Consider the following 26,841-nt stretch of genomic DNA (forward strand, 5'->3'; position numbering starts at 1 on the left):
ACATAAGGTGATCGTCTGAATCACCAGAATAAATAAAGTCGGTGATAGCAATCCGTAACGATAAAGTAACCTGACAGCAGAAAGTCTCCGAGCCTGTGCAGGGTCCCAATCCGGGATTACACATGCTGGTTAATACCAGTAATTATAATGAGGGAGTCCAAAAAACAATGACCAACATCACCAAGAGAAGTTTAGTAGCAGCTGGCGTTCTGGCTGCGCTAATGGCAGGGAATGTCGCGCTGGCAGCTGATGTACCCGCAGGCGTCACACTGGCGGAAAAACAAACGCTGGTACGTAACAATGGTTCAGAAGTTCAGTCATTAGATCCGCACAAAATTGAAGGTGTTCCGGAGTCTAATATCAGCCGAGACCTGTTTGAAGGCTTACTGGTCAGCGATCTTGACGGTCATCCAGCACCTGGCGTCGCTGAATCTTGGGATAATAAAGACGCGAAAGTCTGGACCTTCCATTTGCGTAAAGATGCGAAATGGTCTGATGGCACGCCAGTCACAGCACAAGACTTTGTGTATAGCTGGCAACGTTCTGTTGATCCGAACACTGCTTCTCCGTATGCCAGTTATCTGCAATATGGGCATATCGCCGGTATTGATGAAATTCTTGAAGGGAAAAAACCGATTACCGATCTCGGCGTGAAAGCTATTGATGATCACACATTAGAAGTCACCTTAAGTGAACCCGTTCCGTACTTCTATAAATTACTTGTTCACCCATCAACTTCACCGGTGCCAAAAGCCGCTATCGAGAAATTCGGCGAAAAATGGACCCAGCCTGGTAATATCGTCACCAACGGTGCCTATACCTTAAAAGATTGGGTCGTAAACGAACGAATCGTTCTTGAACGCAGCCCGACCTACTGGAACAACGCGAAAACCGTTATTAACCAGGTAACCTATTTGCCTATTGCTTCTGAAGTTACCGATGTCAACCGCTACCGTAGTGGTGAAATCGACATGACGTATAACAACATGCCGATCGAATTGTTCCAGAAGCTGAAAAAAGAGATCCCGGACGAAGTTCACGTTGATCCATACCTGTGCACTTACTATTACGAAATTAACAACCAGAAACCGCCATTCAACGATGTGCGTGTGCGTACCGCACTGAAACTAGGTATGGACCGCGATATCATTGTTAATAAAGTGAAAGCGCAAGGCGACATGCCCGCCTATGGTTACACTCCACCGTATACTGATGGCGCAAAATTGACTCAGCCAGAATGGTTTGGCTGGAGCCAGGAAAAACGTAACGAAGAAGCGAAAAAACTGCTGGCTGAAGCGGGTTATACCGCAGACAAACCGTTGACCATCAACCTGCTGTATAACACCTCCGATCTGCATAAAAAGCTGGCGATTGCTGCCTCTTCATTGTGGAAGAAAAACATTGGTGTAAACGTCAAACTGGTTAACCAGGAGTGGAAAACGTTCCTCGACACCCGTCACCAGGGTACTTTTGATGTGGCCCGTGCAGGCTGGTGTGCTGACTACAACGAACCAACTTCCTTCCTCAACACCATGCTTTCGAACAGCTCGATGAATACCGCGCATTATAAGAGCCCGGCCTTTGACAGCATTATGGCGGAAACGCTGAAAGTGACTGACGAGGCGCAGCGCACAGCTCTGTACACTAAAGCAGAACAACAGCTGGATAAGGATTCGGCCATTGTTCCTGTTTATTACTACGTGAATGCGCGTCTGGTGAAACCGTGGGTTGGTGGTTATACCGGCAAAGATCCGCTGGATAATACCTACACCCGAAATATGTACATTGTGAAGCACTAATGGCAATACGTGGGGCAGGAGTGTCCTGCTCCACGGTGTCTGATTTTTATCGCATTACAGAAGGCACAGGCCAGAAGGTAGGGCAATGTTAAAATTTATTCTACGTCGCTGTCTGGAAGCGATTCCGACGCTATTTATTCTTATTACTATTTCGTTCTTTATGATGCGCCTCGCGCCGGGAAGCCCTTTTACCGGCGAACGTACTTTACCACCGGAAGTAATGGCCAATATCGAAGCGAAATATCATCTTAATGATCCGATCATGACACAGTATTTCAGCTACCTGAAACAACTGGCGCATGGCGATTTCGGTCCTTCGTTTAAATATAAAGATTATTCGGTCAATGACCTGGTTGCATCCAGTTTTCCCGTTTCTGCCAAACTGGGAGCCGCAGCATTTTTCCTTGCGGTAATACTGGGTGTTAGTGCTGGCGTTATTGCCGCATTAAAACAAAACACCAAATGGGACTATACCGTGATGGGGCTGGCAATGACCGGGGTTGTTATCCCCAGTTTTGTGGTTGCGCCATTATTAGTCATGATATTTGCGATCATTTTGCATTGGCTGCCGGGCGGTGGCTGGAATGGTGGGGCGCTTAAATTCATGATATTGCCGATGGTGGCGTTGTCACTCGCCTATATCGCCAGTATTGCGCGTATTACCCGTGGCTCTATGATTGAAGTATTACACTCCAACTTTATTCGTACTGCCCGGGCGAAAGGGTTACCTATGCGGCGGATCATTTTACGCCACGCATTAAAACCTGCTCTGTTACCCGTGCTCTCCTATATGGGCCCCGCATTTGTCGGCATTATTACCGGTTCTATGGTTATCGAAACCATTTATGGTTTGCCGGGGATTGGGCAACTGTTCGTTAATGGCGCATTGAACCGTGACTATTCCTTAGTGTTAAGCCTGACCATCCTGGTTGGTGCGTTAACCATTTTGTTTAATGCCATTGTCGATGTGCTATATGCGGTTATCGACCCGAAAATCCGTTACTGATACTGGAGCTCGCGATGATGTTAAGTAAGAAAAACAGCGAGACGCTGGAAAATTTCAGTGAAAAGCTGGAGGTCGAAGGGCGCAGCTTGTGGCAGGACGCACGTCGACGTTTTATGCATAACCGTGCGGCGGTTGCAAGTCTGATAGTGCTGGTGCTGATCGCGTTATTTGTAATCCTGGCACCGATGCTTTCGCAGTTTGCCTATGACGATACTGACTGGGCGATGATGTCCAGCGCCCCGGATATGGAGTCCGGTCACTACTTTGGTACTGACTCATCCGGTCGCGACCTGCTTGTGCGCGTTGCGATTGGCGGACGTATCTCACTCATGGTCGGTGTTGCTGCGGCACTGGTGGCAGTGGTCGTGGGGACACTTTATGGTTCGCTTTCCGGTTATCTGGGCGGTAAAGTGGATTCGGTAATGATGCGTTTGCTGGAAATCCTCAACTCCTTCCCATTCATGTTCTTCGTCATTTTGCTGGTGACCTTTTTCGGTCAAAACATCCTGCTGATTTTCGTGGCGATAGGCATGGTTTCCTGGCTGGATATGGCTCGTATTGTGCGTGGGCAAACCCTGAGTCTGAAGCGCAAAGAGTTTATTGAGGCGGCACAAGTTGGCGGTGTATCGACGTCGGGCATTGTTATTCGCCACATTGTGCCGAACGTACTCGGTGTGGTGGTGGTCTACGCATCGCTACTGGTGCCCAGCATGATCCTCTTTGAATCTTTCCTTAGCTTCCTGGGGTTGGGTACGCAAGAGCCGTTAAGCAGCTGGGGGGCATTGCTGAGTGATGGCGCGAACTCGATGGAAGTCTCTCCATGGTTACTGTTGTTCCCAGCGGGATTCCTCGTGGTGACGCTGTTTTGTTTCAACTTTATCGGCGATGGCTTGCGTGATGCCCTCGACCCGAAAGATCGTTAAGGAGTGCAGCCATGAGCGTAATTGAAACTGCAACTGTGCCGCTCGCACAACAACAGGCTGACGCACTGCTGAACGTGAAAGATTTGCGTGTCACCTTTAGTACCCCGGACGGCGACGTCACGGCGGTCAATGATTTAAATTTTTCCCTACGTGCCGGAGAAACGCTGGGCATTGTAGGTGAGTCTGGTTCGGGTAAATCGCAAACTGCATTTGCGTTGATGGGCCTGTTGGCTGCCAACGGACGCATTGGCGGATCGGCAACCTTCAATGGGCGTGAAATCCTCAATTTGCCAGAGCGTGAACTCAATAAACTGCGCGCTGAACAAATCTCAATGATTTTTCAGGACCCAATGACTTCGTTGAATCCCTATATGCGCGTCGGTGAGCAGTTGATGGAAGTGCTGATGCTGCATAAGAACATGAGCAAAGCTGAGGCGTTTGAAGAGTCGGTGCGGATGCTCGATGCGGTAAAAATGCCGGAAGCGCGTAAACGCATGAAAATGTACCCGCACGAATTTTCTGGCGGCATGCGTCAGCGAGTCATGATTGCGATGGCATTGCTATGTCGGCCTAAGCTGCTGATTGCGGATGAACCCACTACTGCGCTGGACGTCACCGTACAGGCGCAGATCATGACGCTATTAAATGAACTGAAGCGGGAATTTAATACCGCCATCATTATGATCACCCACGATCTTGGCGTGGTGGCGGGGATCTGCGACAAAGTGCTGGTAATGTACGCCGGGCGCACGATGGAATATGGCAACGCGCGCGATGTCTTTTATCAACCTGTTCATCCTTATTCTATCGGTTTGCTCAACGCGGTGCCTCGTCTCGATGCGGAAGGTGAAACAATGTTGACTATTCCGGGTAATCCGCCAAACCTGCTGCGATTACCGAAAGGTTGCCCGTTCCAGCCACGTTGTCCGCATGCGATGGAAATTTGTAGTAGCGCACCGCCGCTGGAAGAGTTTACGCCTGGCCGTCTGCGTGCTTGCTTTAAACCGGTGGAGGAACTGTTATGAATGCTGTAACCGAAGGAAGAAAAGTCCTCCTCGAAATCGCCGATCTGAAAGTGCACTTTGAAATCAAAGATGGCAAACAGTGGTTCTGGCAACCACCGAAAACTCTCAAAGCCGTAGATGGTGTAACTCTTCGCCTGTATGAAGGGGAAACATTAGGTGTGGTAGGGGAATCGGGATGCGGTAAGTCCACCTTTGCTCGCGCCATCATCGGTTTGGTCAAGGCGACCGACGGTCATGTTGCCTGGTTAGGTAAAGAGTTGCTGGGCATGAAGCCCGATGAATGGCGTGCCGTTCGCAGTGATATTCAGATGATTTTCCAGGATCCGTTGGCATCGCTAAACCCGCGTATGACCATCGGCGAGATCATCGCTGAACCACTGCGTACTTATCATCCGAAAATGTCACGCCAGGAAGTTCGCGAGCGCGTGAAGGCGATGATGCTGAAAGTCGGGTTATTGCCTAACCTGATTAACCGCTATCCGCATGAGTTCTCTGGTGGGCAGTGCCAGCGTATCGGGATTGCGCGTGCTCTTATTCTTGAACCGAAGCTGATTATCTGTGATGAGCCGGTGTCGGCGCTGGACGTGTCAATTCAGGCACAGGTGGTCAACCTGCTCCAGCAGTTACAACGTGAGATGGGATTGTCATTAATTTTTATCGCTCACGACCTGGCCGTGGTAAAACACATTTCCGATCGTGTGTTGGTGATGTATCTCGGCCATGCGGTAGAACTGGGGACCTATGATGAGGTCTACCACAATCCACTACATCCTTACACCAGGGCATTGATGTCGGCAGTCCCCATACCTGATCCGGATCTGGAGAAGAACAAAACCATCCAGTTACTGGAAGGGGAATTACCGTCGCCGATCAACCCGCCTTCCGGTTGTGTTTTCCGTACCCGTTGCCCGATTGCCGGTCCAGAGTGCGCCAAAACACGTCCTGTTCTGGAGGGGAGTTTCAGACACGCCGTTTCTTGCCTGAAAGTCGATCCGCTTTAAACACAAAAAGGGCTGACAGTTGTCAGCCCTTTTTCACGCCGAAAGTGATTATTTATTCCCGCCAGATGATATGGCAAAGTTTGTGATCTTTTTCGCGGCATAACAGAATGCGGGCGAAAACATCGTTGATTTCACCATCTTCACTGTCCGCCAGACCAATCACCACTTCGGCAAAAAAGTCTGGGTTCAAATCGAAATCAACATGTTCCTGCCAGTCTTCCGCCGGATCGAATAACTCCGCGCCGCCGCGCTCTTCAAACTGAAGATTGAACAGCAGAACATCAGCTGGATCGAGATTGTCGGCAGCCAGTTCGAGAAAAATATCGTAGGCCTGCTCAAGCGTTTCATCTTCAGTCAGGCGATTGTTTAGATCCATATCCATAGTCACTACCTGTTTAACCTCTGTTGGCGACGTTTTACAGCAACGGACTGAAGAAGTAAAACAGTCGCTCGGCGACACGTTGCCATAATGGACGTTTTAGCCATAAACGGGCATCGAGCAGACGTGAACGCGAAATATAATCGTCCTGAACGGCGGCAAGGTCTGCACCAAAACCTTTATCGTCGATTGCCAGAGTAATCTCGAAATTCAGCCACAGACTACGCATATCAAGGTTAACGGTGCCAACCAGACTTAGTTCGCCATCGACCAGCACGCTCTTGGTATGCAGTAACCCGCCTTCAAACTGATAAATTTTAACCCCAGCAGCAAGCAGTTCCGTAAAGAATGCGCGACTGGCCCAGCCGACCAGCATCGAGTCATTTTTTCGCGGAAGGATAATACTGACATCCACCCCGCGCTGCGCCGCCGTGCAAATCGCATGAAGTAAATCATCGCTTGGCACAAAGTAGGGCGTTGTCATGATCAAATATTCACGCGCCGAATAAGCCGCAGTCAATAATGCCTGGTGAATGAGATCTTCCGGAAAGCCGGGGCCAGAAGCAATTGTGTGAATGGTATGACCGCTGGCCTGCTCAAACGGCATAATATTGACATCAGGTGGTGGCGGTAGAATACGTTTCCCTGTTTCAATCTCCCAGTCGCAGGAATAAATAATCCCCATCGCGGTGGCGATGGGGCCTTCCATACGCGCCATCAGATCAATCCATTGCCCTACGCCCGCATCTTGTTTGAAGTAGCGAGGATCGACCATATTCATGCTGCCGGTGTACGCGATGTAATTATCGATCATGATCATCTTGCGATGTTGGCGCAGGTCCATACGGCGTAAAAACACACGCATCAGATTGACCTTTAAGGCTTCGACCACTTCAATACCGGCATTACGCATTAGCTCGGGCCACGGGCTGCGGAAAAAAGCCACACTCCCGGCGGAGTCGAGCATCAATCGGCAATGAATGCCGCGTCGCGCAGCCGCCATTAATGATTCAGCCACCTGGTCCGCCATGCCGCCGGGCTGCCAGATATAAAACACCATCTCAATATTATGGCGCGCGAGCTGGATGTCGCGGATTAACGCCTGCATCACATCATCTGACTCGGTCATCAGTTGTAGCTGATTCCCTTTGACCCCAGCGATCCCCTGACGACGCTCGCAAAGCTTGAATAATGGCGCAGCGACACTGCTATTTTCTTCGGCGAAGATATGCTTACAGGCTTTAAGGTCGTTAAGCCATTTTGCGGTGGAAGGCCACATCGCTCTGGCGCGCTCAGCGCGGCGTTTGCCTAAATGGAGCTCGCCAACGGCAAGATAGGCAATAATTCCGACTAACGGCAGAATGTAAATAATCAACAGCCAGGCCATCGCGGAGGGAACTGCGCGTCGTTTCATTAGAATGCGTAAAGTTACGCCTGCAATGAGCAACCAGTATCCCAGAATGGCCAACCAACTCACCAACGTATAAACGGTTGTCATAGATTAGAAATCCTTTTGAAAGCGCATTGTTATGAGTTTACGCATATGGATTCATCTGGCAAATAAAAACGCGGGAAAAGCACTGGTCAGCGTCGGGGGCGGGGGTATAATGACCATTCTGTTATTGCATAGAGTAGTTAACATGAAGCGGAGTAGAACGGAAGTGGGGCGCTGGCGCATGCAGCGTCAGGCTAGCCGACGTAAATCGCGTTGGCTTGAGGGGCAGTCGCGCCGAAATATGCGTATCCACAGCATCAGGAAGTGCATTCTAAACAAACAGCGTAACTCGTTATTGTTTGCGATCTACAATATCTAAATGTTCTGGGCACCATTGCGGTGCCCAATAAGTTTACTTTTCCGTCTTTAACTCTATTTTTGCACCGATTCTTTACTGTCAGCTTTCGTTTCTTGTTCATCGTTATCGCTGAAAATGCCATGACCGGAGTTCAACAACATTGAAACGAGCATATCATTATTAATCTCTTCACCATTTAAAACTCGCGCCAGAATTTCGCTGCCAAACAGTTGCGGTGAGAGAATGATATCCGGATGTACCATCTTAATCTTATTCAGGTTTTTGCTATCACTGACGGCGAGAACTGTTTTGACATCACTGCTCATATCTTTTGCCGAGAGTACAACAAACGCGTTATCTGCATCGTTATCACTCAGCGCCAGAATGGCCCGGCAACGATCGATTCCCGCTTTCTTTAATACTGAACTGTCATTACTGTCACCGGGGATAACATCAGCGTTATCGCCTAAGCGTTGCTCAAGTTGCTTGATATCATCTTCAGGCAAGTTGCTGATAACCGTTACGTTTTGTCCGCGTTGATTCAGTTGCAGGATCGTATTGATGGCGAGAATCGAATGTCCGCAAACAATAAAATGATCTTTACGATGCATTGTATGATTGTTTCCTTTTACAAGTTTGTTGAATCCCCCGCGGATAAGCGGACCAAAAATTGAGGTCATAGATGTGGCAAAAACGGTAATGCCGGAAATAATGACCGAAATAGTGAACAATCGTGCTGATTCAGAAACAGGGACAATATCTCCATAGCCGACGGTTGACATGGTTTCTATCGAAAAATAGAACGCGGTCATCAAACTTTCTATCCGCGGATTAAAACCTTCGCTTAAATAAAGCGCACCGTAGGTTGAGTAAAACAGTAATGTCGTGAAACTAATAAATGCAAAAATTGTCCCGGCTGCGGCGCTACTGTGGGAGAAGTCTTTGCGCAGTATCAGCAAAAACACCAGCGTAAAAATGCAAAATCCAATACTAAATTTCAGCCAGGGATAAAAATGCAGGGTGTAAATTAGCGCTATCAACAACAAAATGATACTGATTGCCCATGCGAGCTTTGCCCGGAACAGTAAGCCAATGGAGTTCAGGACAAGAAAGACGCCGAGCATAAATAGTGGGGCGTTTGCCAGCAAGGAGAGATCCAACTCTGAAAATGCTTTGATATGGAAAATATCAAGCAAATTGACCGACATACCATAGATTGTTTTAAAAATAAGCAATCCATTTAAAAAGACGGCCAGCGCGAGAATGTCGTGCCGTAGGGTCACCCATAAATTTGTTGCTGTTTGTTTGAATGTAGCCCAGTGACTCACTGATACCTCTGTAACCACAATTTTGTTTAATTATCTTAACGTGCACATTTTCTGAACATACATGCGACACGTGAATGTGTTAAACAATAGTAGATGACTTTATCCGCAGTAATCAAAGGTTTTGAGTGAGCAACTCTGCGTCAGGAAAGGGCATTTTTCCTGAACATGCTCACATCATATAAAGAAATACAGATAAAGTTATTATCTGCTTGTGGTGGTGAATGCACTGACCGGCAATAAGGAAAGGCCAAACAAGAACACGGTTGCAAAAACCGTGCCCTTAAATATTGAATCTCTATTCAGAACACTTTCTTAAATTGTCATTTGGCATATTACGAACAATTCCGCGTAAAAACGTTCTGTTACGCTAAACCCTTATCCAGCAGGCTTTCAAGGATGTAAACAATAACACTCTGCGAACTAGTGTTACATTGCGTGTAGCTTTGAGTGGGCAACTTTGTGTACACTTTTGTGTACCCAAAAACAAAAATGTGTACCCATTCAATGATCACCGACACAAAGCTCAGGAAGGCGCTCGGCAAGAAAAGAGATGATATCGAGATTATTTCTGATTCGCACGGGCTCAACGCCAGAATCAGCCAGGCCGGAAAAATATCATTTTTCTATCGGTATCGCTGGGCCGGTAAAGCGGTAAAACTCAATGTTGGTGATTATCCTGCAATGAGTATCACCCAGGCAAGAGAGCGTCGCCAACAATTCAGAAACTGGTTAACTGAGGGACTGGATCCGCGAGAGCAGGTGAAGCTGGATAAGCAGACCCGACAGGAAGCGATGTCCGTTGCCGAAGCGTTCAATTACTGGATTGAAAGGCACTGTATCGCTAACGGGCTAGTTAAAGTCGATTACTATCGCCAGGTGTTTGAGAAACATATCGCCGAACCGATGAAGAATGTCAAAGTCGATAACACAGCGAAAATGCACTGGATCAACGTCTTCGATTCTATAGAAAGCAGGGTGATGGCTCATTACATGCTTTCGCTGTGCAAACGGGCGTTTAGGTTCTGCGTTAACAGAAGTGTGATCGCCTCAAACCCACTCGAGGGATTACTGCCATCTGATGTCGGGCAAAAGCCTAAAAAGAGAACTCGCAGGATGGACGATGACGATCTGCGCAAAATCTATCAGTGGTTGAAAAGCCATATGTCGATAGAGTCCGTTTTCCTGGTGAAATTTATTATGCTTACCGGATGCCGTACGGCTGAGATTCGACTTAGTGAGAGATCATGGTTTCGATTGGATGATAATGAGTGGGTCGTGCCTGCGGGCAGTTATAAAACTCGGGTACATATTAGAAGGGGACTCTCAGACGCCGCCGTTAACCTGGTCAGAAATCACCTCAAGAAAATAAACACCAATCACCTGGTGACTTCACAACGTAAAATTGATGGCGGGATCAAAGATTCGCCCGTTCATTCACCTGTGGCATCCAATTACGCCCGTTCTATTTGGAATGGAACAGGTATGGCAGAGTGGTCGCTTCATGATATGAGGCGGACGATAGCCACAAATCTCTCTGAGTTAGGTTGCCCGCCGCACGTAATTGAAAAGCTGCTCGGGCATCAGATGGTGGGGGTTATGGCGCATTACAACCTTCATGACTATATCGATGATCAGAAACACTGGCTCCGCGTTTGGCAGAGCCATCTTGAAGAGATCATCGGAGAGCCCTTCAGTTAATTTATCTTCTTTTTATCCTCCCACTCTTTGATTGACTCAGAGCGCCAGCGGTTAGGGTTGCCGGGCCAGTCAGGGGGTGGGAACGGGCATACGAAGCCCCGAGGCATTGTGTCTGCACTTTGCCATGACCAAAGGGTTTTGCGTGAAATTTTGTAGCGACTGGTCAGGTCTGACGTTACCAAAATATCATCCATAGCTCTCTCCAGTTGCCCGTTCGGGCCATTCAAAATCTTTTTCAACCAACCTGCCCGGGCAGGGAGCGGAGACGGCGCATGCCGGTCATCGCTGTGGCCACGTAGCTCGCCTTTCGGTTCACCACCTCCACCCAGACTTTCACGCCTTCAACCTTCACCGTATAAGTCTCTTTCATCTTGCTTCGCCCATAGTCGCCATATGTTTGCAAGTGAGCTGCCAGCGCGATGTCGCATGCTTGGCGAGCTAAAGGTGATTGCTTACTTCCTCGATTGATCAGTCGCATATAATCTCCTTGAGGGAGGGTTACCCCTCCCGGTCTCGTCAGGCCACGTATTCCGGTTTCATATCCGCCAGGGTGATGCTGAATTGATCGTGCAGTTCATCGCCTAAGTGACGCTTTGAAGATGCAAGCATGCGCTCGGCTTCAGCGAACCGTTCGGCTGCATGCGGCTCGTCGGGCTGGGGCAGGGATTTAATAGCCTCCTCAACCTTGTTGCGTGCATCCACTAGGTAATAACGCTTTACGGCTTTGTTTTTCAGCTCGGTGAATAGTGCGGATCCCAGCGTAGCTTTCGCCGTTTCAATGTCGGCACGCAGCGATTTGGCGCTATCCACGTCCTGAGCAGATTCGATGCGTTCGCGGAAATCATCGGCAAGAGAGTCGACATTTACCGACGATTCCTGTGCGCTTTGCGTGGTTGTGACGGTGTCACCTGAGATATCAGCCAGGCTAACGCGTTGCGGCGTTGGGTTGATCTCTTTTTCTGTGCGCTGTTCAATCTCATCAGGGGTGTACACACCAAGAACAACTGCAGGGCAATACAGGCGCGCCCAGTATTTGAGTGCCAGATAAGCGATCTGCTGTTTCGGGTTTGATACCCAAAGTGGAGAATTACGTGTGATTACGCTGGAGAGGAAAACAGGCTCTCCCCAGGTGATATCACTTTCACCGCGAATAACGGCACCTACCCGTACCGACAGTCCTTGTTCATCAGCACTTTCCCAACCGCGTACCATTTCTTTCTTGTCGTACGTCCCGCCACCTTTCGCAGGCTTTTTAACGGTTATCTCGCGGCTGCTGGCACATTTCGACCAGTCGCCCTCGTACTCATAGTGAAAGCGGCCAACGATGGCGTTTGAGCTGGAGATCACCGCATTAACCAGTTGCGCTTCGTATCCCAGGACACCGTTAACCAGGTGCGTCTTTTGCGCCACGGCGTAAGGGTTCATACCCCACTGCATCGCCTGCATGATGATGGCCATGCAGTCTGCCGGATTGCCGCGGAGGTGCTCAGGCACCGTTACGGCTGCCTGTGCCATCAACCCGGCGACAGACTGAAGCTGGGTTAAAGCCTGCACGTTGAAAATGGCATTGCTGGCTGAGATCGTGTTTGGAGTCTGCTGTTCAGCGGTTACGATATTCGTGTTTTCCATCATCATTCCCCTTATGCATGAGTACGCAGCGCTTCAAGGCGGCGCAGGTCGAAGTCGTTCAGTTCGTCGGTGTAGTCAGCAGTGATTGGCGCTGGCCATTCACCTGTGTCGAATCCGGTTGCGATATTGCGCATCGCTTTGCGGTACTCGAGCATACCCAGCTCCAGTAGTTCAGCGGATGCCTCGATGATGGCGATCCAGTGGTAGTTCTCGTCTTTGTTGACGAAAATCCAGAAGAACTGATCCAGCGCTGCGGTTTCGCAGTACATAGCCGCGCTCAGGTGATAATCACGTTCAATAATTTCCCGGTGTAGCCTGGCGCGCAGGCTTTCCTGCTTAACATTCCACATGCTGATGGTTTTCAGGTCAGCACCGATACGCACGCCGTCTAGGTCGATCTCAAGGTCAGGGCGCACACGAACTTCCAGTCCCGTCTCCTCGTCAAAGCCAAAGTAGCTCACCTCAACGGCGCGGCTCGGGTGGGTTAGCAGCATGCCTGCGGTCGGGTGCGAGAGCAGTGCTGACTGAATTGCCTGCGCGGTGGCAAGTTGCTGGTGGGTAACCAGCACTTTCCCTTCCGGGTTGTTGCGCCAAGCATCGAGCAGCTCGTCGGCGAACACTGCATCTGGTTTGACTGCCTTCACGGCCTGAATCAGATCGGCCTTCGTGCCAGAGACTTTCAGCGGTTGCAGCTTCTGAGCTTCCTGCGCGACCAGGTCAGGATTGATAATCGCAAGTTGTTCGAGTAGTGCGTCGCGGCTGCCGCTGGTTTTAATCTGCGCTGGCAGGGTGGCGTTGTACTCTTTGATGCACGCCTTCATTGCTGTTGCTGTCTTCTTCTGATCTGCATCGATACGTTGGAATTCAGCTGGCAGCGCCATATAGTTCTGCGCCGTTTCATCCAGGCTAGCGCCCAGCGGCACCAGCGCTGGCAGGGTGGCGTTGTATTCATCCAGCAAAGCTTTGATATCGTCTGCGCTCAGTTGCGCTGGCAGGCTGGCGTTGTACTCATCAATAAACGCGCGGATCGTTGCCGTGGTGGTAAATGCACCTTCCGGAATTACGGGTTCAACGCTAAATTCTTCATCGAGCTGTTCTGGCTGCAACGCCAGCGCATGTACCAGGTTTCCCATGTCCAGCACTGAGGAGCGCTCTTTGACGATGGTTTTCTCAACGTGGCGCGCATTGAAGTACATCAGCGAAACGCGCGCATCTTTTACCTGGGTGGAACTGATGCCGTTGGCAGCGTGGTAAACCTCGTTCGGCAGACCTTCATAGCGCCCAGGCTCGAAGTAATCGGGGTAAAAAACAGCTTGTTCGTCAGATTGCGCCTCTGGCTCGACGTGTGCCAAAACTGGTTCAGTCTGGTTTACAGAATCGCTATTTTGAGCGACAGATTCCGTATTTTGGTTTACATCGGCCTGCTGGCCGGGATGTGACTCTTCACCAGTTTCCAGACTGCTTTCGCCTGACTGCATTTCATTACCAACATTTTTTTCATCACTGACAGTTTCTTGAACCTGCACATTGCTGGTGGTTTCCGTAGCCTGTTTCGTGCCATGAGTTGCTGAGTTCTGCAGTAAAGCCGTAACATCGAATATTCCGTTGCCGACATTTTTAACCAGTTCTTGTTCGGCTTTATGTGGTTGTGCTGTCGTTTCCTCTGCGCGGCGGCGTGCTTCTTCTTCACGTACGCGTTGCAGGTTCTCTTCGTGAGTGCAGAAGGGTTTGCGTGGAGACTCCTTACTTTCAGGTTGGGGAATTTCCTGTGTTGCGGGCTCAGCTTCATGCAATGGCAATAACTCAACAGCAGCATTAAACGCAGCAGTCATGGTCCGGTTAACAAACTCCAGGTGAGCGACAGGAGTTAGATGAATATTTTCCGGCGCGATACGTATCAGGTTAAAAATAGCTGTGCGGTTAACGCCAAGAACGCCGGGTTGATTGCGCAGAATGCTGCTCCATGATTTCCACGGTTCTTCTTTTTTGGTCACGATTTCTTTAGCGCGACGAAGAATGCTGCCCGGGATCTCGAAGTGGTTGAAGTCCATAGGCAGAAGGGCACATGCAATCTCTAAATCTAGAGTGTCAAGGGTATGGTATGTATCAGGTCCACGGTCAGTGACGTAACCGCCGTTGGCATTGGTTCCGGAATCAGTACGCTGAACACTACTGATGTGATTACCGGCAGCCCATTCACGCGCCAGGATGCCACGGTCAATGTAATCAGTAGCCGCCCACATTCTGGTGAAACGGAGTACCAGCGCGAGTTCGTGACGCTTGTCCTGGCTGAACACTTTGCGAATGGCATCGGTGTAGCGCCACAGGTCTTTGGTGTCGTAACCCTTCACTTCCGGGCAGTTCTCAGCAGCTAACAGCAAGTTCTGGACGTAACTGTTATCAGTGTCCATCTCCAGCGCGCCGATAGCTTCGTACTCTTCGCGGGTTACGTGGTGGCGCAGTTCGTCGGCGGTGAACTGGGAAAGCAGTTGCTTACGAAACGGCATCTGCACTACCGGGTAGAGGGTTGAGTCGTCGTCGTGTTCGTCCAGCGTGATGCCAGCGGTTTCTGGCAGCGTTGACTCAGTAGTTATGTGACTATCAACGGTCTGAGCCGTTTTCTCGTCAGAGTTTTCAGCTGTGACTTTTGGCAGCCAGGTGCGGTCATCGTTCTGCAGTTCGTAGCGTTCGCACCAGGTGTAATCCACTGCGCCTTCTTCCGGCAGGTCGTCATATACCGGGAAATCGGTGCGGATTGGTTTGGCATAATCTTTACCGCGGCCAGTTTCTTCAATTCCGGCTTCTTCCAGTGCCACATCGAGTTGGAGATTGGCGCGCGCTACACTTTTCGCAGTGAACCAAATCACTGCATCTTTCTTGCCAGACTTCTGACTGGCTTTTATCAGATGGAAAAATTCCATGTGAGATCCTCTTTTTTGAGTGTTAGAATCCCCGGGCCAGAGATAGCGCCCATTGGATGTTTTTTGGTTTGGTATAAATTCCGGTGTAACTTTGGTCGGTGGCACCGGACGTGAATCCCGCCTTGCGCGGGTTTTACGTTAGCCTTCGTGAGCCATCTGGTCGTGCGAAGCGCAACGTACTGAACAGTAATCACGTTGCTCGCGTTTCAACTGCGTGCCGTGGATAAAGAGCAGTTCGTTTTTAACTTCCTTCCCTTGCTTGATCGGCTTGCGGCAGTACGCGCATTTTTTCTCCTGCATAACTCACTCCGTTAATGGCTAAGGCCATGTCCTAAACCGTTTAGATAAACCTCAACCAGCAAATCTTTGGTGTAGGTACGTTCGATGCCACGGTGAAGATACAGGCGACCGCGTGCGTTAGCAGATGCGGTCCAGGTTGAGTCTTTGTGTTTTACAAGCATCCCCGGCTGAACTGCGCCGCGGTTTACTGTCTGTGTACCGTAGTGCTGATGAACCATGATGTTCTCCACTATTGCTGAGTGAACTTCGCTGGTGGTGCCGTGACGCTGATCTTCACAGTTGAGCGTTTTAACTCTGCAATTCACCACCGCGAAGCTCACTTCTGTGTTTGCCCTTGTCGCCAGGCTGGCGGAACGTTTCAAACCTACTGCGCGTTAATATCACCACCTCATTCCGGTTTTCGTATGTCCCGGACGGCTACTTCGAGGGCTCCATGCCTGGGTGGTTCGTGGTGCGTCTTGGTGAGTTAGATTAAATCACTGGTTTATATATATGTCAACTTAAGGTTGGTGTTAATTGTAAATCTGAGGTTTATGTGGCTGGGTTTTGTGACACGTCTGCAGAATCGCAGGCAAAAAAAATCCCGACGCTAAGGTCGAGATCGGGGACTTCGTGGCTGGGTGTTGGCGGCTGAGATGGTGGGTGAGGGTGTAAAAAACCCGGCGCTGTGGCCGGGTTTTTTCATTACTGCTGGTTAAATCCTTTCGGCGAGTGCTGCTGTTCTTTATTACCAAATTTTTGATTTACAATGATTTTATAAGCGTTATTGAGAGCTTGCTTTATAGACATTAATATCTCCTTATGTGTTATTGACGATTAAAGTAGTTAGAGTTTAGCTCTTTAGGGAAGTAGTGTTTACGATTTACCCAAACAAATCCATCAACTTTTGATATCACAGCGACATCAACAGGCCCACCGACAGTTTCATAATCATGTGATACTTTTCTTTTGAATGCAGTGATGTTCACTAATGATTCGGCCATATACGCAAGATCTGCCTTCCCAAGTGATTGCAACATCGATATCATTTTATTTGTATGGTTATTAACAATATAGCTTTCAAGTTTAGTATCGTGATCTTGTAAAAGTACGTTTTTGAGTTCCTCAATTTCACTGGAGAAGTGATTGGCTAGTACTCCATTGTTCATTGCAGGGAAAATATTGCTAGAAACATAATGATTAAGCCGATCAAAAACTTCCTCTGTAAGAGTTCTGTTAAAATTAATGATGTTAGGGTTGCACCCATCAATGAAAGTTACTACTTCATCTTCTTGAGCAAATGGTATAACAAACCCCATATTGGTTACCTCATTATGGGATTTATCATCAATATTATGGATCATCAATTTGTTTTTAAAAATGCCGTAGATATGAAGAGTGCAAATGGAAGGGTAATATTCTTCCTCTCCATAACCTGTTATAACAATCCCTGAATATGTACGACTAGCATGGACTTTGAAAATTAAACAAGTGGAATATAATATGACTTTTTCCATAAGCTCTTGCTGTATATTTTCACAGTTATCAAGAACAATAATTGATGAAATGTATGGCGATATTAAATCTTGTATATATGCTAAAGCATCATTAAACTCTTCTGTATCAAACCCTTCGAAAAAGAGATTATTCCTTAAGATTTCTATCTCTAAATCAAAGGCTTGCTTAACTATGTTTTGAAAAATAACATTGTCGAGTTCAACGACGGGGTTCATTGTTAAATAGTTTACTACATTATTATCATTAATGTATCTCATCAAACCTTTGAGGTTATCAACAACAAGGTTTATAACGCAAGCCTCTCTCATTTCATTTGTTATAAGGTCTGAGTTACCATTGATGAATTTTACAAAGTCATTAACATATTCTTTAATGGTAGGGAAACTAGTTTTCCCCAATTGTTTTCTATAGGATTTAATTATAAGTTCCCACGGTGCGCCACCCAGTGTCGCATTATTATAAATCATGATCCCCACGGGATGGTGTTTAGATAGTTCGAATAGTTTTTCCGCACTATTATTTATTTTTACTAATCTATTATGCTCTGTGGTGACTGCAGAGTCAGCAGCAAGGGCGATTCCAGTATTATTTATTACAACAATCTCAGCTGTCATTGCAAAACATCCCGTGTAGTAGTGATAAATATTAATTAAATTGATAGTTTTTTTCAATCTAACATAAATGGCGGAATCACCCCCCAGTAAAGACATCATTGTCTCATGGGAACTAAAAATTCAGGACAAACCTAAAGCGATTCAGTCCCCCTGCGAGCGAATCCGCCCCTTCATGTACTTCTCGTACAGCTCATCTAACTCTTTCAGGCGAAGCGCAAAAATGCGGAGCATGTTCTGCTGCTCTTCTTCCGGTAACTGGCGGTAGAGCTCGAGCAAACGCTGTTCGTCCGGTTTGAGACCGTCTTTCTCTCCAACGTCTTCACCGAGTAGCCAGGCGACAGAAATACCAACAGCGTCGGCTATGGCCAGTGCCGATTTCTTACTAATCACGCCTTTTTTGAACCAGCCGTTTACGGCCTGAGGGGTGACTCCAGCTATTCTTGCCATGTCTGCTTTGGTAACGCCGCGATCAGTGATCTCAGTAAGGCGCTCCACCAGAACGAGGTTGGGTTCTTCTTTTCTCATATGGTCATTGTAAATATTTGGTTTATGCACGCAATAAATCCAAAGTTTGCATGAAGTATAAATCTGTGGTTTACTTCTGCTATCAATAAGCAGGAGAAGCACATGTCCGCACTCGATAAAGCAATTAAAGCCGCTGGCTCTGCCAGAAAGCTCAGCATCGCGCTTGGTGTGACGAGTATGTCTGTAAGTCATTGGAAGAATCGTGACCAAGGGATCGTCCCGCCAAGCTATATCTTCCCGATTTTCAAAATGACAGGCGTAACCCCCCACGAGCTGCGCCCTGATCTCTATCCAAATCCCACTGACGGATTACCAAAGTAGGAGCACTGACAATGCAAACACTTTCTTTTCAACAGAATAACAGAGCGCCATCAGAGCACCTGAAATTCCAGTATCAACACAGTGAGGCTGAAGGCCAGCCGGTCGATCACCGGGCTATCTGTTCTGCCGTCCGCGCCTGGGCGGCGGCAGAGGGCCGCGTGGCGGTCGCTCTGGCGATTAAAGAGGCTGCCGAACAGGCCGAGCTTGACAGCATTGACATGACCGGCAGCGCCGATGTGTGGAACGTGAAGCTGTTTCGCTGGCTGGACAACCACGAGAAATCACCGGCCTACCGGGCGAACGTCGAGCAGCTGGCGCCGGTAATAATTTCGGTTCTGCCGCTGGCGTACCGGGATCGCGTGATTAAGCACGACTGCTTTGCGGTTCGTGTCGCCAGGTCGGTGAAAGAAGACGCTGAGGCGATACAGGCTGTCGTCCTCAAAGCCCCCAGACACGAACGGATGAAGGAAATCAGCGAGAGCATCGTAGCCAAGCTCTACCTGGACGGACCTGATTCTGTGGCGCCCATTATGGCGATGGTTACAACGATGCTGGGTGGTGCGCTATGACGGGCTCAGAAATGGCGAAAGCCGCGGTGCTCGAACACCAACGGCTTTCAGGTGCAAAAACTGTGCGTAATTGCGGAGAACAGTATGTCAAATACCGCTGAAATAATCAATTTCCCAAATAAAACCGAACAACCGGGAGGTCGTATGGCCGACCTGTCGAACGGGTATACCAAGGTCGCTAACGAGATCCAACAGCTTAAGCCTCGCCTGAGACTGTCAGGCCGGGAATGGCAATGTTTTGAGGCGGTGATCTGGCTTACCTACGGCTGGAACAAGAAACAGGACCGCGTGACAAATACGGTTATTGCCGAGCTTACGGGCCTGAGCGATACGCATGTATCGGACGCGCTTAAGTCTCTCGCAGAACGCAAAATCATCTTTTCACAGAAGCAGGGCATGATGAAAATCGTCGGTGTAAACACTGACCTTTCAGCATGGATTTTAGACAAACCGGAAACGGGAAGAAAATTCCCGAAAACGGGAAAATCCTTCCCGAAATCAGGAATAACCTTCCCGAAAACGGTAGACACCCAATACAAGAACAAGAACAGTATTAAAAGATCTTCGTCCGAGAATTCTGACGAATCCTCTGACGCACGTCTGAAGAAATTTTTATCAACTCATCCTGAAGCTGCGGTCTACACACCATCCGGTGCGAAGTGGGGCTCTGCTGAAGACCTCGAGACAGCTAAGTGGATTTCCTCCAGGGTGAAGCTGATTAACCCAACCTGCAAAGCCCCGGACATGACCTCCTGGTCTAACACTGTTCGCCTGATGCGCCAGATAGACAACCGGTCGCACCAGGACATCTGCGCGCTGTATGACTGGGCTAGCAAACACCACTTCTGGCAGACCAACATCCTGAGTCCCGAAAGCCTGCGTAAGCAGTGGGACAAGCTGACAATGCAGCGTAACGCCGGAGGTGAGCAGCGCGCTGTCAAGCCAGATCTGGACTTCAACAACACTGACTGGGCCTATGGGGTGATCCGATGAAATCTCTTGCAGAGCAGATGCGTAACCACGACCGCGAGCAGATGAGCCGCATGGCCCATAACCTGCCAGAGCAGTACCAGGAGTGCGCGCCGGTCGAGCAGGTGGCGCAGGTATTCAACAAGCTGTTCAACGAGCTGCGCGCCGCGTTCCCGGCCAGCATGGCGAACTTCCGCACCCAGGAAGACCTGAACGAATTCCGCCGTCAGTGGCTGCTGGCGTTTCAGGAGAACGGGATCCACACCATGGCTCAGGTCGATGCCGGCATGCGCATTGCCCGCCGCCAGGAGCGCCCATTCCTGCCGTCGCCGGGCCAGTTCGTCGCCTGGTGCAAGCAGAGCGGCGGCGCGCTGGGCGTCAACGTTGACCAGGTGATCGCCGAATACTGGGACTGGCGTAACCGCTCGTTCGAATTCATCTCCAGCGAGCAATTTCCATGGTCGCAGCCGGTCATGTACCACATTTGCGTAGAATTGCGCCACCGCAGCACCGAGCGCCAGTTAACGCATGGTGAACTGGCACGCGAGGCAGGCGATCTGCTGGACATGTGGGAAAGGCGCGTCACCGAGGGTAAGCCAGTGCCGCCGGTACGCCGGGCTATTGCCGCACCAGCTGCCGAGCAAGGGCCGACGCCGATCCAGCTGCTGCTGGCCAAGTACAACCGCAACAAGTCGAACGGGATGGTGTGACATGAACATAACAATCCGTGAGCAGGTGCTGGCAGCCCTGCGCAACAACCCAGGGTTGAACAACGCCAAACTGGCAGGGCTTATCGGCATGGACACCAAAAAGATATCCGGAACGGTGAGCACGCTGCTGGCAGACGGCCTGATCCGCTGCGAAGGAAAATACGGCCAGCGCCTTTACAGCCTGACCAGCTACGGAATGCGCTTCGCCCCTGACACGATACCTGGCATGAAGCAGGGTAAGTCGAAGTTAATTCAGCGGACGGACACAAACGTGATCTGCCAGGAGTGCCGCAACAGCGCGGCGATGAGAAGGGTATTGATGGTTTGGGGGAGGGTAGGGGTATGAAAATCGAAGATATCAAAAACGTTGCGGTGTTCTTCAATATGAACGGCAAGACAGTAGCGTTACGAATGGATGCTGAGCAGAAGCGGATCGTCGCATTAATGGCGCTTAACACGGCTGATGCTCGGGCAGAACTGATTGAAGTGCCGCACATGACTTTACCAGCAGACCCAGCCATGGAGGAGGCCGCCCAATGAGCAACATCGACAAACGTGGATTACGGGAAGCAGCGGAGAAGGCGACGAAAGGCCGGTGGGCTGTTGAGTTCGACGATGAGATTTACTCCACTGACGGCGTGAACCATGAGCAAATAGCCATGGTATTCAGTGAAAACGAAGCGCGTGATGCTGCATTTATCGCCGCAGCCAACCCCGCCACCGTGCTGGCACTGCTGGATGAGCTGGAAGCCGCAGAGAAGCGCATAGCAGAACTGGAGGCGCGTTCATTCAATCCAGCAATTCTGGATGTGGTAGCCGAACGTCAGCGGCAACAGTCGGTTGAAGGATGGACTCCTGAACATGATAACGCATATCAAAATAGCGAATTAGCAGATGCAGCGGCTTGTTACGCAATTCATGCGCACAACCAAGGTTTCTCCACTCCAGCACATTGGCCGTGGTCGCCTGATTGGTGGAAGCAATCAGGAGCACGCTGCGACTTGGTAAAAGCTGGCGCTCTTATTCTGGCAGAAATTGAACGCATTGACCGCGCCGCTGGCATTGGCGTGAAGGGGGAATGAGATGTCAAAGTCACCAATGAAACTCATGCTACGGGCATGGAACAAAGAGCTTAAAAATCCAGAATGGGGCATGGGCAATCGTAAACACCGCAAAGCTTGTGCTCGTGATTTTGCCGGAGCCAGCATAGAAACCGATGCTGATATCCCTAACCAAGCCGAAGCAGATGACCGCCTGGCGGAAGAACTTACTTACTGGACGGACTAACCCATGACAACTAACCACCCGGCGCACGGTCATGTATCACTCGATCGCCTGCACCAGATACGCGAAATACTCAGCAACGCAGCAGCACAAAGCGACGGCGGTAATCTCGGCTACGCAATGGCTGATGCTGTGAAGGTGATTGATGGAGTTCTGGAGTCGATGGCCCGTGAGCAAGTACGCCGTGAGCATGCTACATGGTCACAGGCTACTTTCGGCGATGTCGGTCCAGTTGGTCCGCTGAAGCACCTTTCCAAAGAAGCGCTCGAGGCGGCAGCTGAACCAAGTGACCTTACCGAATGGGCTGACATGCAATTCCTGTTATGGGATGCGCAACGTCGTGCCGGTATCAGTGATGAGCAGATTACCCTGGCGATGGTAGAAAAGTTGGCGGTTAACAAACAGCGCGAATGGCCTGAGCCGAAAGATGGTGAGCCGCGTCTGCACATCAAGTAGACTCTTATGGATAATTGAACCCTAATTCATTATGAACATAATAAGGAGTCCTTATGTCTTACATAATGCCTGAAAAAGGCCAAATGAATGAATATGGAATTGAGGCTTTCGGGATCCCGCTTACCAGTAGGCATGGAGTTGCGATGGAACTGTCTCAAATGCTACGTTTTTCTTACTATGTAGCTTCAGTTGGGCTTGTAAAATGTATTGAAAGTGTCTTCTATGATTCAGGCTCTTGCTGCTGTAATTTTGAATTTATTCCCGGGTTTAATGAGTATTCGGAGGAGGCAGAAAAAATTAGACAGTGCGCGCTACGTTCGATTGGGCAATTTGAATGGTTCGGTATGATTGAACACGGCGACATCAACGGCTAAGTGTTTAACTCCAATAGCAAACGAATAAAAGCCTCTAAGTTAGAGGTTTTTTATGTCTGAAAGGTAGCATTACCAAGTCTATGGTTGCCTAGCTCAGTCAGGCTTGTATTTGGTTGCTTAGCAATCAACTCATGCGACATGAGCGGGATCTTTCTAATCATCATTTTCGGTAAATGATTTTGGTTGCTTGGTTGACAAAATCGAGAAAATGCGAAAATATATGGTTTACGAATTCCAAAAAAAGCGAAACTTGAAATGAGCGACAACCAGTTAGCACCTTGTTGGGAATTTCAGCCTTACCTTGCTGAAAGCAATGTTCGTCAGTTGTTAGCGGAAATTGCTAATGTACTCGAGCAATTGTACTACCACAAACACACACTGGACAGTAACTGGTCCGAAGGTGTAAGGGCTTATGATTGGGTCAGAAATCATTTGATTCAAAGTGAAGGGACACTGCCGGGTCTGGAAATGGTTTCGAAGGGACTGGATTATGTGGTTGCGTTAAATAAAGTGCCGCTGCAGTTCTCCAAAGATTGCATTAATAACCCGAAGAAGAAGCATCGCCTTCTTCGAAATAGGGTGGAGCATGAGCAACTTTCATTGTTCGGTGAAACTGAAGCCGAGCAAGATATTACATGGCGGATCATCGCCGAACCATTTTTATCCGATGAAGAAGATGGCGAGCTGGAATCAACATTGCCTCGCTGGGAAGTGGCTTTAGTTGGGTTTAACGCATATGGTGCCCAGATCAGTATGGTTTCACACCAATCTACTGCTTCAGCGCCGCTTATGTCTCTTGATACCAACACTCTTCCGGATGAAGCTGAGATTGGCAAAGCCTCTCTTCGCCGCCGTAAAAAAGATCAAGATTTGGATGTGAGCAGTAATGGAACATCAAGTGAATGACTTTGCTGAGTATCGTGGGGATAAGCTCAAATTAGCCAGAATGGCTGTTGGGCTCTCCTGCGAAGAGTTAGCGGAGAAAATTGGTAAAACAAAACAATTCGTTAGCAAATTGGAAAAAGGGTTTAAACCATCAGAACAGTTGTTAGAATTAATCTCATCTGCGCTGATGATTAAATCTGATTTCCTATTTACTGAACGAAAATATGCTTTAGAAAGCGATGTTTGCCATTTTCGGAGTAAAAAATCGAGAACCCAAACATTAACCAATAGTGTTCTGGCAAGGGCGGAGATTCTTAACATTATAATCTCTGCCGTTGAGGGAGAAATCGAGTTTCCTGATGTTTTCATACCTGAGCACCCCGGTGCTGAATTGCTGACTCCAAATGATATTGAACGTGTAGCGGAAGACTGCAGAAGAGCATGGAACTTAGGGCTGGGACCTATATCCTCAATGGTCAAACTGGCTGAGAGTTTGGGGGTTATTGTTGCTCATGTGACAGGAGTGGATGACCGCGTAGATGCTTTTACTGTTCATAACAACAGGCCAGTAATCATCCGAAATAACGTCAAAAAGAGTATATGCAGATTCCGATCAGATTTAGGTCACGAATTGGGGCACTTGGTTATGCACGAAGGTATAACCACAGGAGATAAAGTGACTGAATCGCAAGCGGATCGTTTTTCAAGCGCGTTGCTAGTTCCTCGATTGTCCTTTATTAAAGAGTTTCCCCGTATACGAGGAAGACAATTCGATTGGAACGCCCTAGTTGAGTTTAAGCTTCGGTGGAAGATTAGTCTTAAAATGTGCATTTACCGAGCAACAACTCTAGGCCTGCTGACGCAGGAGCAGGCAAGAACAGGTTATATGCATTTGAACTCTAAAGGATATACGAAAGTTGAACCAGGAGATGAATTTATTCGCCCGGAAGAACCGAGTATGTTAGCTGAGGCGATTGAAATGCTGGATGATGCAACATGGATGAGCATTCTCATGAAAACTGGTTTAAGCCAGGAGTTGGTTAGGGAGTTATTCTCGGTAAACCGCCCACTGTCAAATCCAAGAAATCTACTTCAACTGGTTTGACTCAAAGCTTGTAATAAACCCGCTATATGCGGGTTTTTTCTTTCTGGTAGCGCGCTGTGGTAACGCTGTGCCTCCAGCGCTCGCTGAGGCGCTGGTGCGTGCTAATTTGCCGGAGCTTTGTCAGCAGAAACAAATAGCGGCGTAATAAAACATTGCTAATTCAACCCGCTACGGCGGGTTTTCTTTTTTTAATACTGACAGAAAATTAACAATTTGTGCTCTTAAAACGTTGATCATTTCCGTGCATAGGTATACTGTATAAAAACACAGTACATGCAATGGAGGCTATTATGAAAGTTGAATTAACCATTGATCGCATGAAAGAACTTCCTAAAGGCGCAGTACCAGCACTGGAGAAAGAACTGCTTAAGCGCCTGAATGATCACTATGACAATTGCAGGCTCACAATCCGCCGTGCCGGGTCCGATGGGTTAAGTGTTTTTGGTGGTGACAAGGACGATAAAAAGAAAATTGAATCAATCCTCCAGGATACCTGGGAAAGCGCTGACGACTGGTTTTATTAGAATTGCGCTTAAGGCTGGCGCGCATTTTTCAGAATACCGCAATTTGCGTAACCCTCTGATGCTGCTGCCGACAATCTTTAATCGCGTCTGTTAGTCGCTCGAAGGGAGAACATAAATGTGAGTGATTCAGCTTTGCAAACGTCAGAAGACAACTGGTATGACATTGTAAGAAGGTCTGACGGCTGCGTGGTGTTTAGCTTTCCTTCATCGGGCAGGCATCTAATTTATCGCGTCAATGGCATGGTTTCTATGCGGCCTTTGCTGGATGATGAAGAGGTCTTTACTCCTAATGGTTTTATGCAATTTATCCGCCGTCTCGGCTACCGGGTAACACCACCTTCTGATAATATGAAATCGACGGTCTGAACAACCGTAACCTACTGCGCCACGGAGAGAAACCATGGCGCACGAACTACAACTCATTAAGCAGTCCTCAGGAATTCTGATCCCCGCTACGCCGGAGACCAGCGATATTCTGCAATCAAAAATCAAACTTGGTGCCGTATTGGTAGCCGAATTTCGTCAGGTGAGGAATCCAGCATTCCATCGCCGTTTCTTTGCGCTCCTGAATCTCGGGTTTGAATACTGGGAACCCACCGGTGGGGCGATTTCTTCCAATGAACGTAAATTGGTGACCGGGTACGCTAAATTCCTCGCGGCATTTGGTGGAAACGAAGGCGCACTGCTGGATGCTGCCGAGCAGTATCTGGACCGTATCGCCGATAAGCGCGCCGGTAGTATCAGCATCTGCAAATCCTATGACGCATATCGTGCATGGGTGATCATCGAGTCTGGCCACTACGACGCCATACAGCTTCCCGACGGCACCCTTCGCAAACACCCCCGCAGCATTGCCTTTGCCAACATGGACGAAACCGAGTTCCAGCAGCTGTACAAAGCCGCGCTCGATGTTCTGTGGCGCTGGGTATTGTCCCGGGCATTCAAGGACCAGCGTGAAGCGGAAAACGCCGCATCGCAGCTCATGAGCTTTGCGGGGTGATGGCGATGAAATATTCCTGGTTCCACCATCACGAATGCACAACCGATCAGGCCGACGAGCTGGTGGCCAGTTACCGTCGTCGTGGCGCCACGGTAGAACGTAGCCTGAATCGCGACAACATCACCTGGACTATCAGCGCAAAATTGCCTGAATGCGAGCATCCGGCGCGTACACCAAGAACCTTTCGACAAAAGGTCTGGGGGTGA

At 49.0% G+C, this 26,841-nt stretch carries 33 protein-coding genes and 1 pseudogene; 24 read left to right on the top strand and 10 right to left on the bottom strand.

What is annotated here, in order from left to right; all coding sequences use genetic code 11:
- Nucleotides 1-167: 167 nt before the first annotated feature.
- The 5 genes from oppA (at nt 168) to oppF (ending at nt 5,754) form a co-directional block, all read left to right on the top strand.
- Entirely contained in the window at nt 168-1,799 is a 1,632-nt protein-coding gene (oppA, locus tag ACJHW7_RS02855; protein WP_001297114.1) for an oligopeptide ABC transporter substrate-binding protein OppA, read from the top strand.
- A gap of 85 nt (nt 1,800-1,884) precedes the next feature.
- On the top strand, nt 1,885-2,805 hold the full coding sequence (gene oppB, locus ACJHW7_RS02860) for an oligopeptide ABC transporter permease OppB (RefSeq protein ID WP_000911112.1): 921 nt from the start codon (nt 1,885-1,887) through the stop codon (nt 2,803-2,805).
- A gap of 14 nt (nt 2,806-2,819) precedes the next feature.
- Nucleotides 2,820-3,728 (top strand): oligopeptide ABC transporter permease OppC, encoded by a 909-nt coding sequence (oppC, locus tag ACJHW7_RS02865; RefSeq protein WP_000979661.1) that lies wholly within the window; start codon nt 2,820-2,822, stop codon nt 3,726-3,728.
- 11 nt (nt 3,729-3,739) lie between these two features.
- The gene (gene oppD, locus ACJHW7_RS02870; protein WP_000110954.1) at nt 3,740-4,753 is read left to right on the top strand and encodes a murein tripeptide/oligopeptide ABC transporter ATP-binding protein OppD; all 1,014 of its coding nucleotides are present in this window, start codon (nt 3,740-3,742) and stop codon (nt 4,751-4,753) included.
- The gene (gene oppF / locus ACJHW7_RS02875; protein ID WP_000994905.1) at nt 4,750-5,754 is read left to right on the top strand and encodes a murein tripeptide/oligopeptide ABC transporter ATP-binding protein OppF; all 1,005 of its coding nucleotides are present in this window, start codon (nt 4,750-4,752) and stop codon (nt 5,752-5,754) included. The genes oppD and oppF overlap by 4 nt, the downstream gene beginning before the upstream one ends.
- Before the next feature lie 52 nt (nt 5,755-5,806).
- On the opposite strand, the gene ACJHW7_RS02880 is transcribed toward oppF, so the two are convergent.
- Both ACJHW7_RS02880 and cls read right to left on the bottom strand, forming a co-directional pair.
- A complete protein-coding gene (locus tag ACJHW7_RS02880) occupies nt 5,807-6,136 on the bottom strand; it encodes an HI1450 family dsDNA-mimic protein (protein WP_000366959.1) in 330 nt (109 codons plus the stop codon).
- Between the two features lie 34 nt (nt 6,137-6,170).
- Nucleotides 6,171-7,631: a cardiolipin synthase gene (gene cls / locus ACJHW7_RS02885; protein ID WP_000214516.1), complete on the bottom strand. Its 1,461-nt coding sequence runs from the start codon at nt 7,629-7,631 to the stop codon at nt 6,171-6,173.
- 142 nt (nt 7,632-7,773) lie between these two features.
- On the opposite strand from cls, the gene ACJHW7_RS02890 reads away from it, so the two are divergent.
- Complete coding sequence (locus ACJHW7_RS02890; RefSeq protein WP_001309467.1) at nt 7,774-7,947, top strand: YciY family protein; 174 nt, start codon at nt 7,774-7,776, stop codon at nt 7,945-7,947.
- Nucleotides 7,948-8,000: 53 nt separating this feature from the next.
- Here ACJHW7_RS02890 and kch read toward each other — a convergent pair whose 3' ends face one another.
- Nucleotides 8,001-9,254 carry a voltage-gated potassium channel protein gene (kch, locus tag ACJHW7_RS02895; protein WP_001299682.1) on the bottom strand — a complete coding sequence of 418 codons (1,254 nt, stop codon included), beginning with the start codon at nt 9,252-9,254 and terminating at the stop codon, nt 8,001-8,003.
- A 504-nt stretch (nt 9,255-9,758) separates the two neighbouring features.
- On the opposite strand from kch, the gene ACJHW7_RS02900 reads away from it, so the two are divergent.
- Entirely contained in the window at nt 9,759-10,952 is a 1,194-nt protein-coding gene (locus tag ACJHW7_RS02900; RefSeq protein WP_000627155.1) for a tyrosine-type recombinase/integrase, read from the top strand.
- A gap of 235 nt (nt 10,953-11,187) precedes the next feature.
- Here ACJHW7_RS02900 and ACJHW7_RS02905 read toward each other — a convergent pair whose 3' ends face one another.
- The 7 genes from ACJHW7_RS02905 to ACJHW7_RS02935 form a co-directional block, all read right to left on the bottom strand.
- Entirely contained in the window at nt 11,188-11,430 is a 243-nt protein-coding gene (locus ACJHW7_RS02905) for a DUF4060 family protein (protein WP_001237029.1), read from the bottom strand.
- A 38-nt stretch (nt 11,431-11,468) separates the two neighbouring features.
- Nucleotides 11,469-12,581, bottom strand: a complete 1,113-nt coding sequence (locus ACJHW7_RS02910) for a RecT family recombinase (RefSeq protein ID WP_000432226.1) — start codon at nt 12,579-12,581, stop codon at nt 11,469-11,471.
- A gap of 11 nt (nt 12,582-12,592) precedes the next feature.
- The gene (locus ACJHW7_RS02915) at nt 12,593-15,502 is read right to left on the bottom strand and encodes a RecE family exodeoxyribonuclease (RefSeq protein WP_370554237.1); all 2,910 of its coding nucleotides are present in this window, start codon (nt 15,500-15,502) and stop codon (nt 12,593-12,595) included.
- A gap of 138 nt (nt 15,503-15,640) precedes the next feature.
- A complete protein-coding gene (locus ACJHW7_RS02920) occupies nt 15,641-15,802 on the bottom strand; it encodes a YdaE family protein (protein ID WP_016236987.1) in 162 nt (53 codons plus the stop codon).
- Nucleotides 15,803-15,813: 11 nt separating this feature from the next.
- Nucleotides 15,814-16,020 (bottom strand): hypothetical protein, encoded by a 207-nt coding sequence (locus ACJHW7_RS02925; protein WP_001567552.1) that lies wholly within the window; start codon nt 16,018-16,020, stop codon nt 15,814-15,816.
- Nucleotides 16,021-16,608: 588 nt separating this feature from the next.
- Entirely contained in the window at nt 16,609-18,012 is a 1,404-nt protein-coding gene (locus tag ACJHW7_RS02930) for a hypothetical protein (protein ID WP_370554236.1), read from the bottom strand.
- A 42-nt stretch (nt 18,013-18,054) separates the two neighbouring features.
- Nucleotides 18,055-18,468, bottom strand: a complete 414-nt coding sequence (locus ACJHW7_RS02935; RefSeq protein WP_001568769.1) for a helix-turn-helix domain-containing protein — start codon at nt 18,466-18,468, stop codon at nt 18,055-18,057.
- A gap of 72 nt (nt 18,469-18,540) precedes the next feature.
- On the opposite strand from ACJHW7_RS02935, the gene ACJHW7_RS02940 reads away from it, so the two are divergent.
- The 17 genes and pseudogenes from ACJHW7_RS02940 to ACJHW7_RS03020 all read left to right on the top strand — a co-directional run bounded on the left by ACJHW7_RS02940 (nt 18,541) and on the right by ACJHW7_RS03020 (nt 26,841).
- Complete coding sequence (locus tag ACJHW7_RS02940; RefSeq protein WP_001568772.1) at nt 18,541-18,759, top strand: transcriptional regulator; 219 nt, start codon at nt 18,541-18,543, stop codon at nt 18,757-18,759.
- An 11-nt stretch (nt 18,760-18,770) separates the two neighbouring features.
- A complete protein-coding gene (locus tag ACJHW7_RS02945) occupies nt 18,771-19,328 on the top strand; it encodes a toxin YdaT family protein (protein ID WP_001472167.1) in 558 nt (185 codons plus the stop codon).
- 84 nt (nt 19,329-19,412) lie between these two features.
- On the top strand, nt 19,413-20,321 hold the full coding sequence (locus ACJHW7_RS02950) for a replication protein (RefSeq protein ID WP_000072106.1): 909 nt from the start codon (nt 19,413-19,415) through the stop codon (nt 20,319-20,321).
- A complete protein-coding gene (locus ACJHW7_RS02955; RefSeq protein ID WP_000838082.1) occupies nt 20,318-21,007 on the top strand; it encodes a replication protein P in 690 nt (229 codons plus the stop codon). The genes ACJHW7_RS02950 and ACJHW7_RS02955 overlap by 4 nt, the downstream gene beginning before the upstream one ends.
- Before the next feature lies 1 nt (nt 21,008).
- Nucleotides 21,009-21,353 carry a winged helix-turn-helix transcriptional regulator gene (locus ACJHW7_RS02960; RefSeq protein WP_016066204.1) on the top strand — a complete coding sequence of 115 codons (345 nt, stop codon included), beginning with the start codon at nt 21,009-21,011 and terminating at the stop codon, nt 21,351-21,353.
- Complete coding sequence (locus ACJHW7_RS02965; RefSeq protein WP_016066205.1) at nt 21,350-21,547, top strand: hypothetical protein; 198 nt, start codon at nt 21,350-21,352, stop codon at nt 21,545-21,547. The genes ACJHW7_RS02960 and ACJHW7_RS02965 overlap by 4 nt, the downstream gene beginning before the upstream one ends.
- Nucleotides 21,544-22,089, top strand: a complete 546-nt coding sequence (locus ACJHW7_RS02970; RefSeq protein WP_016236990.1) for an ead/Ea22-like family protein — start codon at nt 21,544-21,546, stop codon at nt 22,087-22,089. The genes ACJHW7_RS02965 and ACJHW7_RS02970 overlap by 4 nt, the downstream gene beginning before the upstream one ends.
- Nucleotide 22,090: 1 nt before the next feature.
- On the top strand, nt 22,091-22,294 hold the full coding sequence (locus ACJHW7_RS02975) for a hypothetical protein (RefSeq protein ID WP_016236991.1): 204 nt from the start codon (nt 22,091-22,093) through the stop codon (nt 22,292-22,294).
- A 3-nt stretch (nt 22,295-22,297) separates the two neighbouring features.
- The gene (locus tag ACJHW7_RS02980) at nt 22,298-22,747 is read left to right on the top strand and encodes a DUF550 domain-containing protein (RefSeq protein WP_016236992.1); all 450 of its coding nucleotides are present in this window, start codon (nt 22,298-22,300) and stop codon (nt 22,745-22,747) included.
- Nucleotides 22,748-22,800: 53 nt separating this feature from the next.
- Nucleotides 22,801-23,121, top strand: a complete 321-nt coding sequence (locus ACJHW7_RS02985) for a hypothetical protein (RefSeq protein WP_016236993.1) — start codon at nt 22,801-22,803, stop codon at nt 23,119-23,121.
- A 255-nt stretch (nt 23,122-23,376) separates the two neighbouring features.
- Complete coding sequence (locus ACJHW7_RS02990) at nt 23,377-24,027, top strand: hypothetical protein (protein ID WP_016236994.1); 651 nt, start codon at nt 23,377-23,379, stop codon at nt 24,025-24,027.
- On the top strand, nt 24,008-25,111 hold the full coding sequence (locus ACJHW7_RS02995; protein WP_016236995.1) for a helix-turn-helix domain-containing protein: 1,104 nt from the start codon (nt 24,008-24,010) through the stop codon (nt 25,109-25,111). The genes ACJHW7_RS02990 and ACJHW7_RS02995 overlap by 20 nt, the downstream gene beginning before the upstream one ends.
- A gap of 46 nt (nt 25,112-25,157) precedes the next feature.
- A pseudogene (locus ACJHW7_RS03000) lies at nt 25,158-25,256 on the top strand (DNA methyltransferase); the annotation flags it as partial.
- Between the two features lie 145 nt (nt 25,257-25,401).
- Nucleotides 25,402-25,635, top strand: a complete 234-nt coding sequence (locus tag ACJHW7_RS03005; RefSeq protein ID WP_016236996.1) for a DinI family protein — start codon at nt 25,402-25,404, stop codon at nt 25,633-25,635.
- Nucleotides 25,636-25,752: 117 nt separating this feature from the next.
- Nucleotides 25,753-26,001, top strand: a complete 249-nt coding sequence (locus tag ACJHW7_RS03010) for a hypothetical protein (RefSeq protein WP_016066207.1) — start codon at nt 25,753-25,755, stop codon at nt 25,999-26,001.
- Nucleotides 26,002-26,035: 34 nt separating this feature from the next.
- Nucleotides 26,036-26,635, top strand: a complete 600-nt coding sequence (locus tag ACJHW7_RS03015) for a DUF1367 family protein (RefSeq protein ID WP_016066208.1) — start codon at nt 26,036-26,038, stop codon at nt 26,633-26,635.
- On the top strand, nt 26,635-26,841 hold the full coding sequence (locus tag ACJHW7_RS03020; protein WP_001568779.1) for a hypothetical protein: 207 nt from the start codon (nt 26,635-26,637) through the stop codon (nt 26,839-26,841). The genes ACJHW7_RS03015 and ACJHW7_RS03020 overlap by 1 nt, the downstream gene beginning before the upstream one ends.

The organism is Escherichia sp. WS1152, from assembly GCF_046487665.1.
GTDB classification, from domain to species: Bacteria; Pseudomonadota; Gammaproteobacteria; order Enterobacterales; family Enterobacteriaceae; genus Escherichia; species Escherichia coli.

Coding starts and splice junctions, on each gene's coding strand:
- ACJHW7_RS02995 (WP_016236995.1), top strand. CDS start 24,008: ATGGAACATCAAGTGAATGACTTTGCTGAGTATCGTGGGGATAAGCTC.
- ACJHW7_RS02905 (WP_001237029.1), bottom strand. CDS start 11,430: ATGCGACTGATCAATCGAGGAAGTAAGCAATCACCTTTAGCTCGCCAA.
- ACJHW7_RS02890 (WP_001309467.1), top strand. CDS start 7,774: ATGAAGCGGAGTAGAACGGAAGTGGGGCGCTGGCGCATGCAGCGTCAG.
- oppF (WP_000994905.1), top strand. CDS start 4,750: ATGAATGCTGTAACCGAAGGAAGAAAAGTCCTCCTCGAAATCGCCGAT.
- ACJHW7_RS02900 (WP_000627155.1), top strand. CDS start 9,759: ATGATCACCGACACAAAGCTCAGGAAGGCGCTCGGCAAGAAAAGAGAT.
- oppA (WP_001297114.1), top strand. CDS start 168: ATGACCAACATCACCAAGAGAAGTTTAGTAGCAGCTGGCGTTCTGGCT.
- ACJHW7_RS02945 (WP_001472167.1), top strand. CDS start 18,771: ATGCAAACACTTTCTTTTCAACAGAATAACAGAGCGCCATCAGAGCAC.
- ACJHW7_RS02915 (WP_370554237.1), bottom strand. CDS start 15,502: ATGGAATTTTTCCATCTGATAAAAGCCAGTCAGAAGTCTGGCAAGAAA.
- ACJHW7_RS03015 (WP_016066208.1), top strand. CDS start 26,036: ATGGCGCACGAACTACAACTCATTAAGCAGTCCTCAGGAATTCTGATC.
- ACJHW7_RS02930 (WP_370554236.1), bottom strand. CDS start 18,012: ATGATGTCTTTACTGGGGGGTGATTCCGCCATTTATGTTAGATTGAAA.
- cls (WP_000214516.1), bottom strand. CDS start 7,631: ATGACAACCGTTTATACGTTGGTGAGTTGGTTGGCCATTCTGGGATAC.
- oppB (WP_000911112.1), top strand. CDS start 1,885: ATGTTAAAATTTATTCTACGTCGCTGTCTGGAAGCGATTCCGACGCTA.
- ACJHW7_RS02980 (WP_016236992.1), top strand. CDS start 22,298: ATGACAACTAACCACCCGGCGCACGGTCATGTATCACTCGATCGCCTG.
- ACJHW7_RS02925 (WP_001567552.1), bottom strand. CDS start 16,020: ATGGTTCATCAGCACTACGGTACACAGACAGTAAACCGCGGCGCAGTT.
- ACJHW7_RS02990 (WP_016236994.1), top strand. CDS start 23,377: ATGAGCGACAACCAGTTAGCACCTTGTTGGGAATTTCAGCCTTACCTT.
- oppC (WP_000979661.1), top strand. CDS start 2,820: ATGATGTTAAGTAAGAAAAACAGCGAGACGCTGGAAAATTTCAGTGAA.
- ACJHW7_RS02950 (WP_000072106.1), top strand. CDS start 19,413: ATGTCAAATACCGCTGAAATAATCAATTTCCCAAATAAAACCGAACAA.
- ACJHW7_RS02955 (WP_000838082.1), top strand. CDS start 20,318: ATGAAATCTCTTGCAGAGCAGATGCGTAACCACGACCGCGAGCAGATG.
- ACJHW7_RS02910 (WP_000432226.1), bottom strand. CDS start 12,581: ATGGAAAACACGAATATCGTAACCGCTGAACAGCAGACTCCAAACACG.
- ACJHW7_RS02975 (WP_016236991.1), top strand. CDS start 22,091: ATGTCAAAGTCACCAATGAAACTCATGCTACGGGCATGGAACAAAGAG.
- ACJHW7_RS02920 (WP_016236987.1), bottom strand. CDS start 15,802: ATGCAGGAGAAAAAATGCGCGTACTGCCGCAAGCCGATCAAGCAAGGG.
- ACJHW7_RS02970 (WP_016236990.1), top strand. CDS start 21,544: ATGAGCAACATCGACAAACGTGGATTACGGGAAGCAGCGGAGAAGGCG.
- ACJHW7_RS02985 (WP_016236993.1), top strand. CDS start 22,801: ATGTCTTACATAATGCCTGAAAAAGGCCAAATGAATGAATATGGAATT.
- ACJHW7_RS02960 (WP_016066204.1), top strand. CDS start 21,009: ATGAACATAACAATCCGTGAGCAGGTGCTGGCAGCCCTGCGCAACAAC.
- ACJHW7_RS02940 (WP_001568772.1), top strand. CDS start 18,541: ATGTCCGCACTCGATAAAGCAATTAAAGCCGCTGGCTCTGCCAGAAAG.
- ACJHW7_RS02965 (WP_016066205.1), top strand. CDS start 21,350: ATGAAAATCGAAGATATCAAAAACGTTGCGGTGTTCTTCAATATGAAC.
- oppD (WP_000110954.1), top strand. CDS start 3,740: ATGAGCGTAATTGAAACTGCAACTGTGCCGCTCGCACAACAACAGGCT.
- ACJHW7_RS03020 (WP_001568779.1), top strand. CDS start 26,635: ATGGCGATGAAATATTCCTGGTTCCACCATCACGAATGCACAACCGAT.
- ACJHW7_RS03005 (WP_016236996.1), top strand. CDS start 25,402: ATGAAAGTTGAATTAACCATTGATCGCATGAAAGAACTTCCTAAAGGC.
- ACJHW7_RS02880 (WP_000366959.1), bottom strand. CDS start 6,136: ATGGATATGGATCTAAACAATCGCCTGACTGAAGATGAAACGCTTGAG.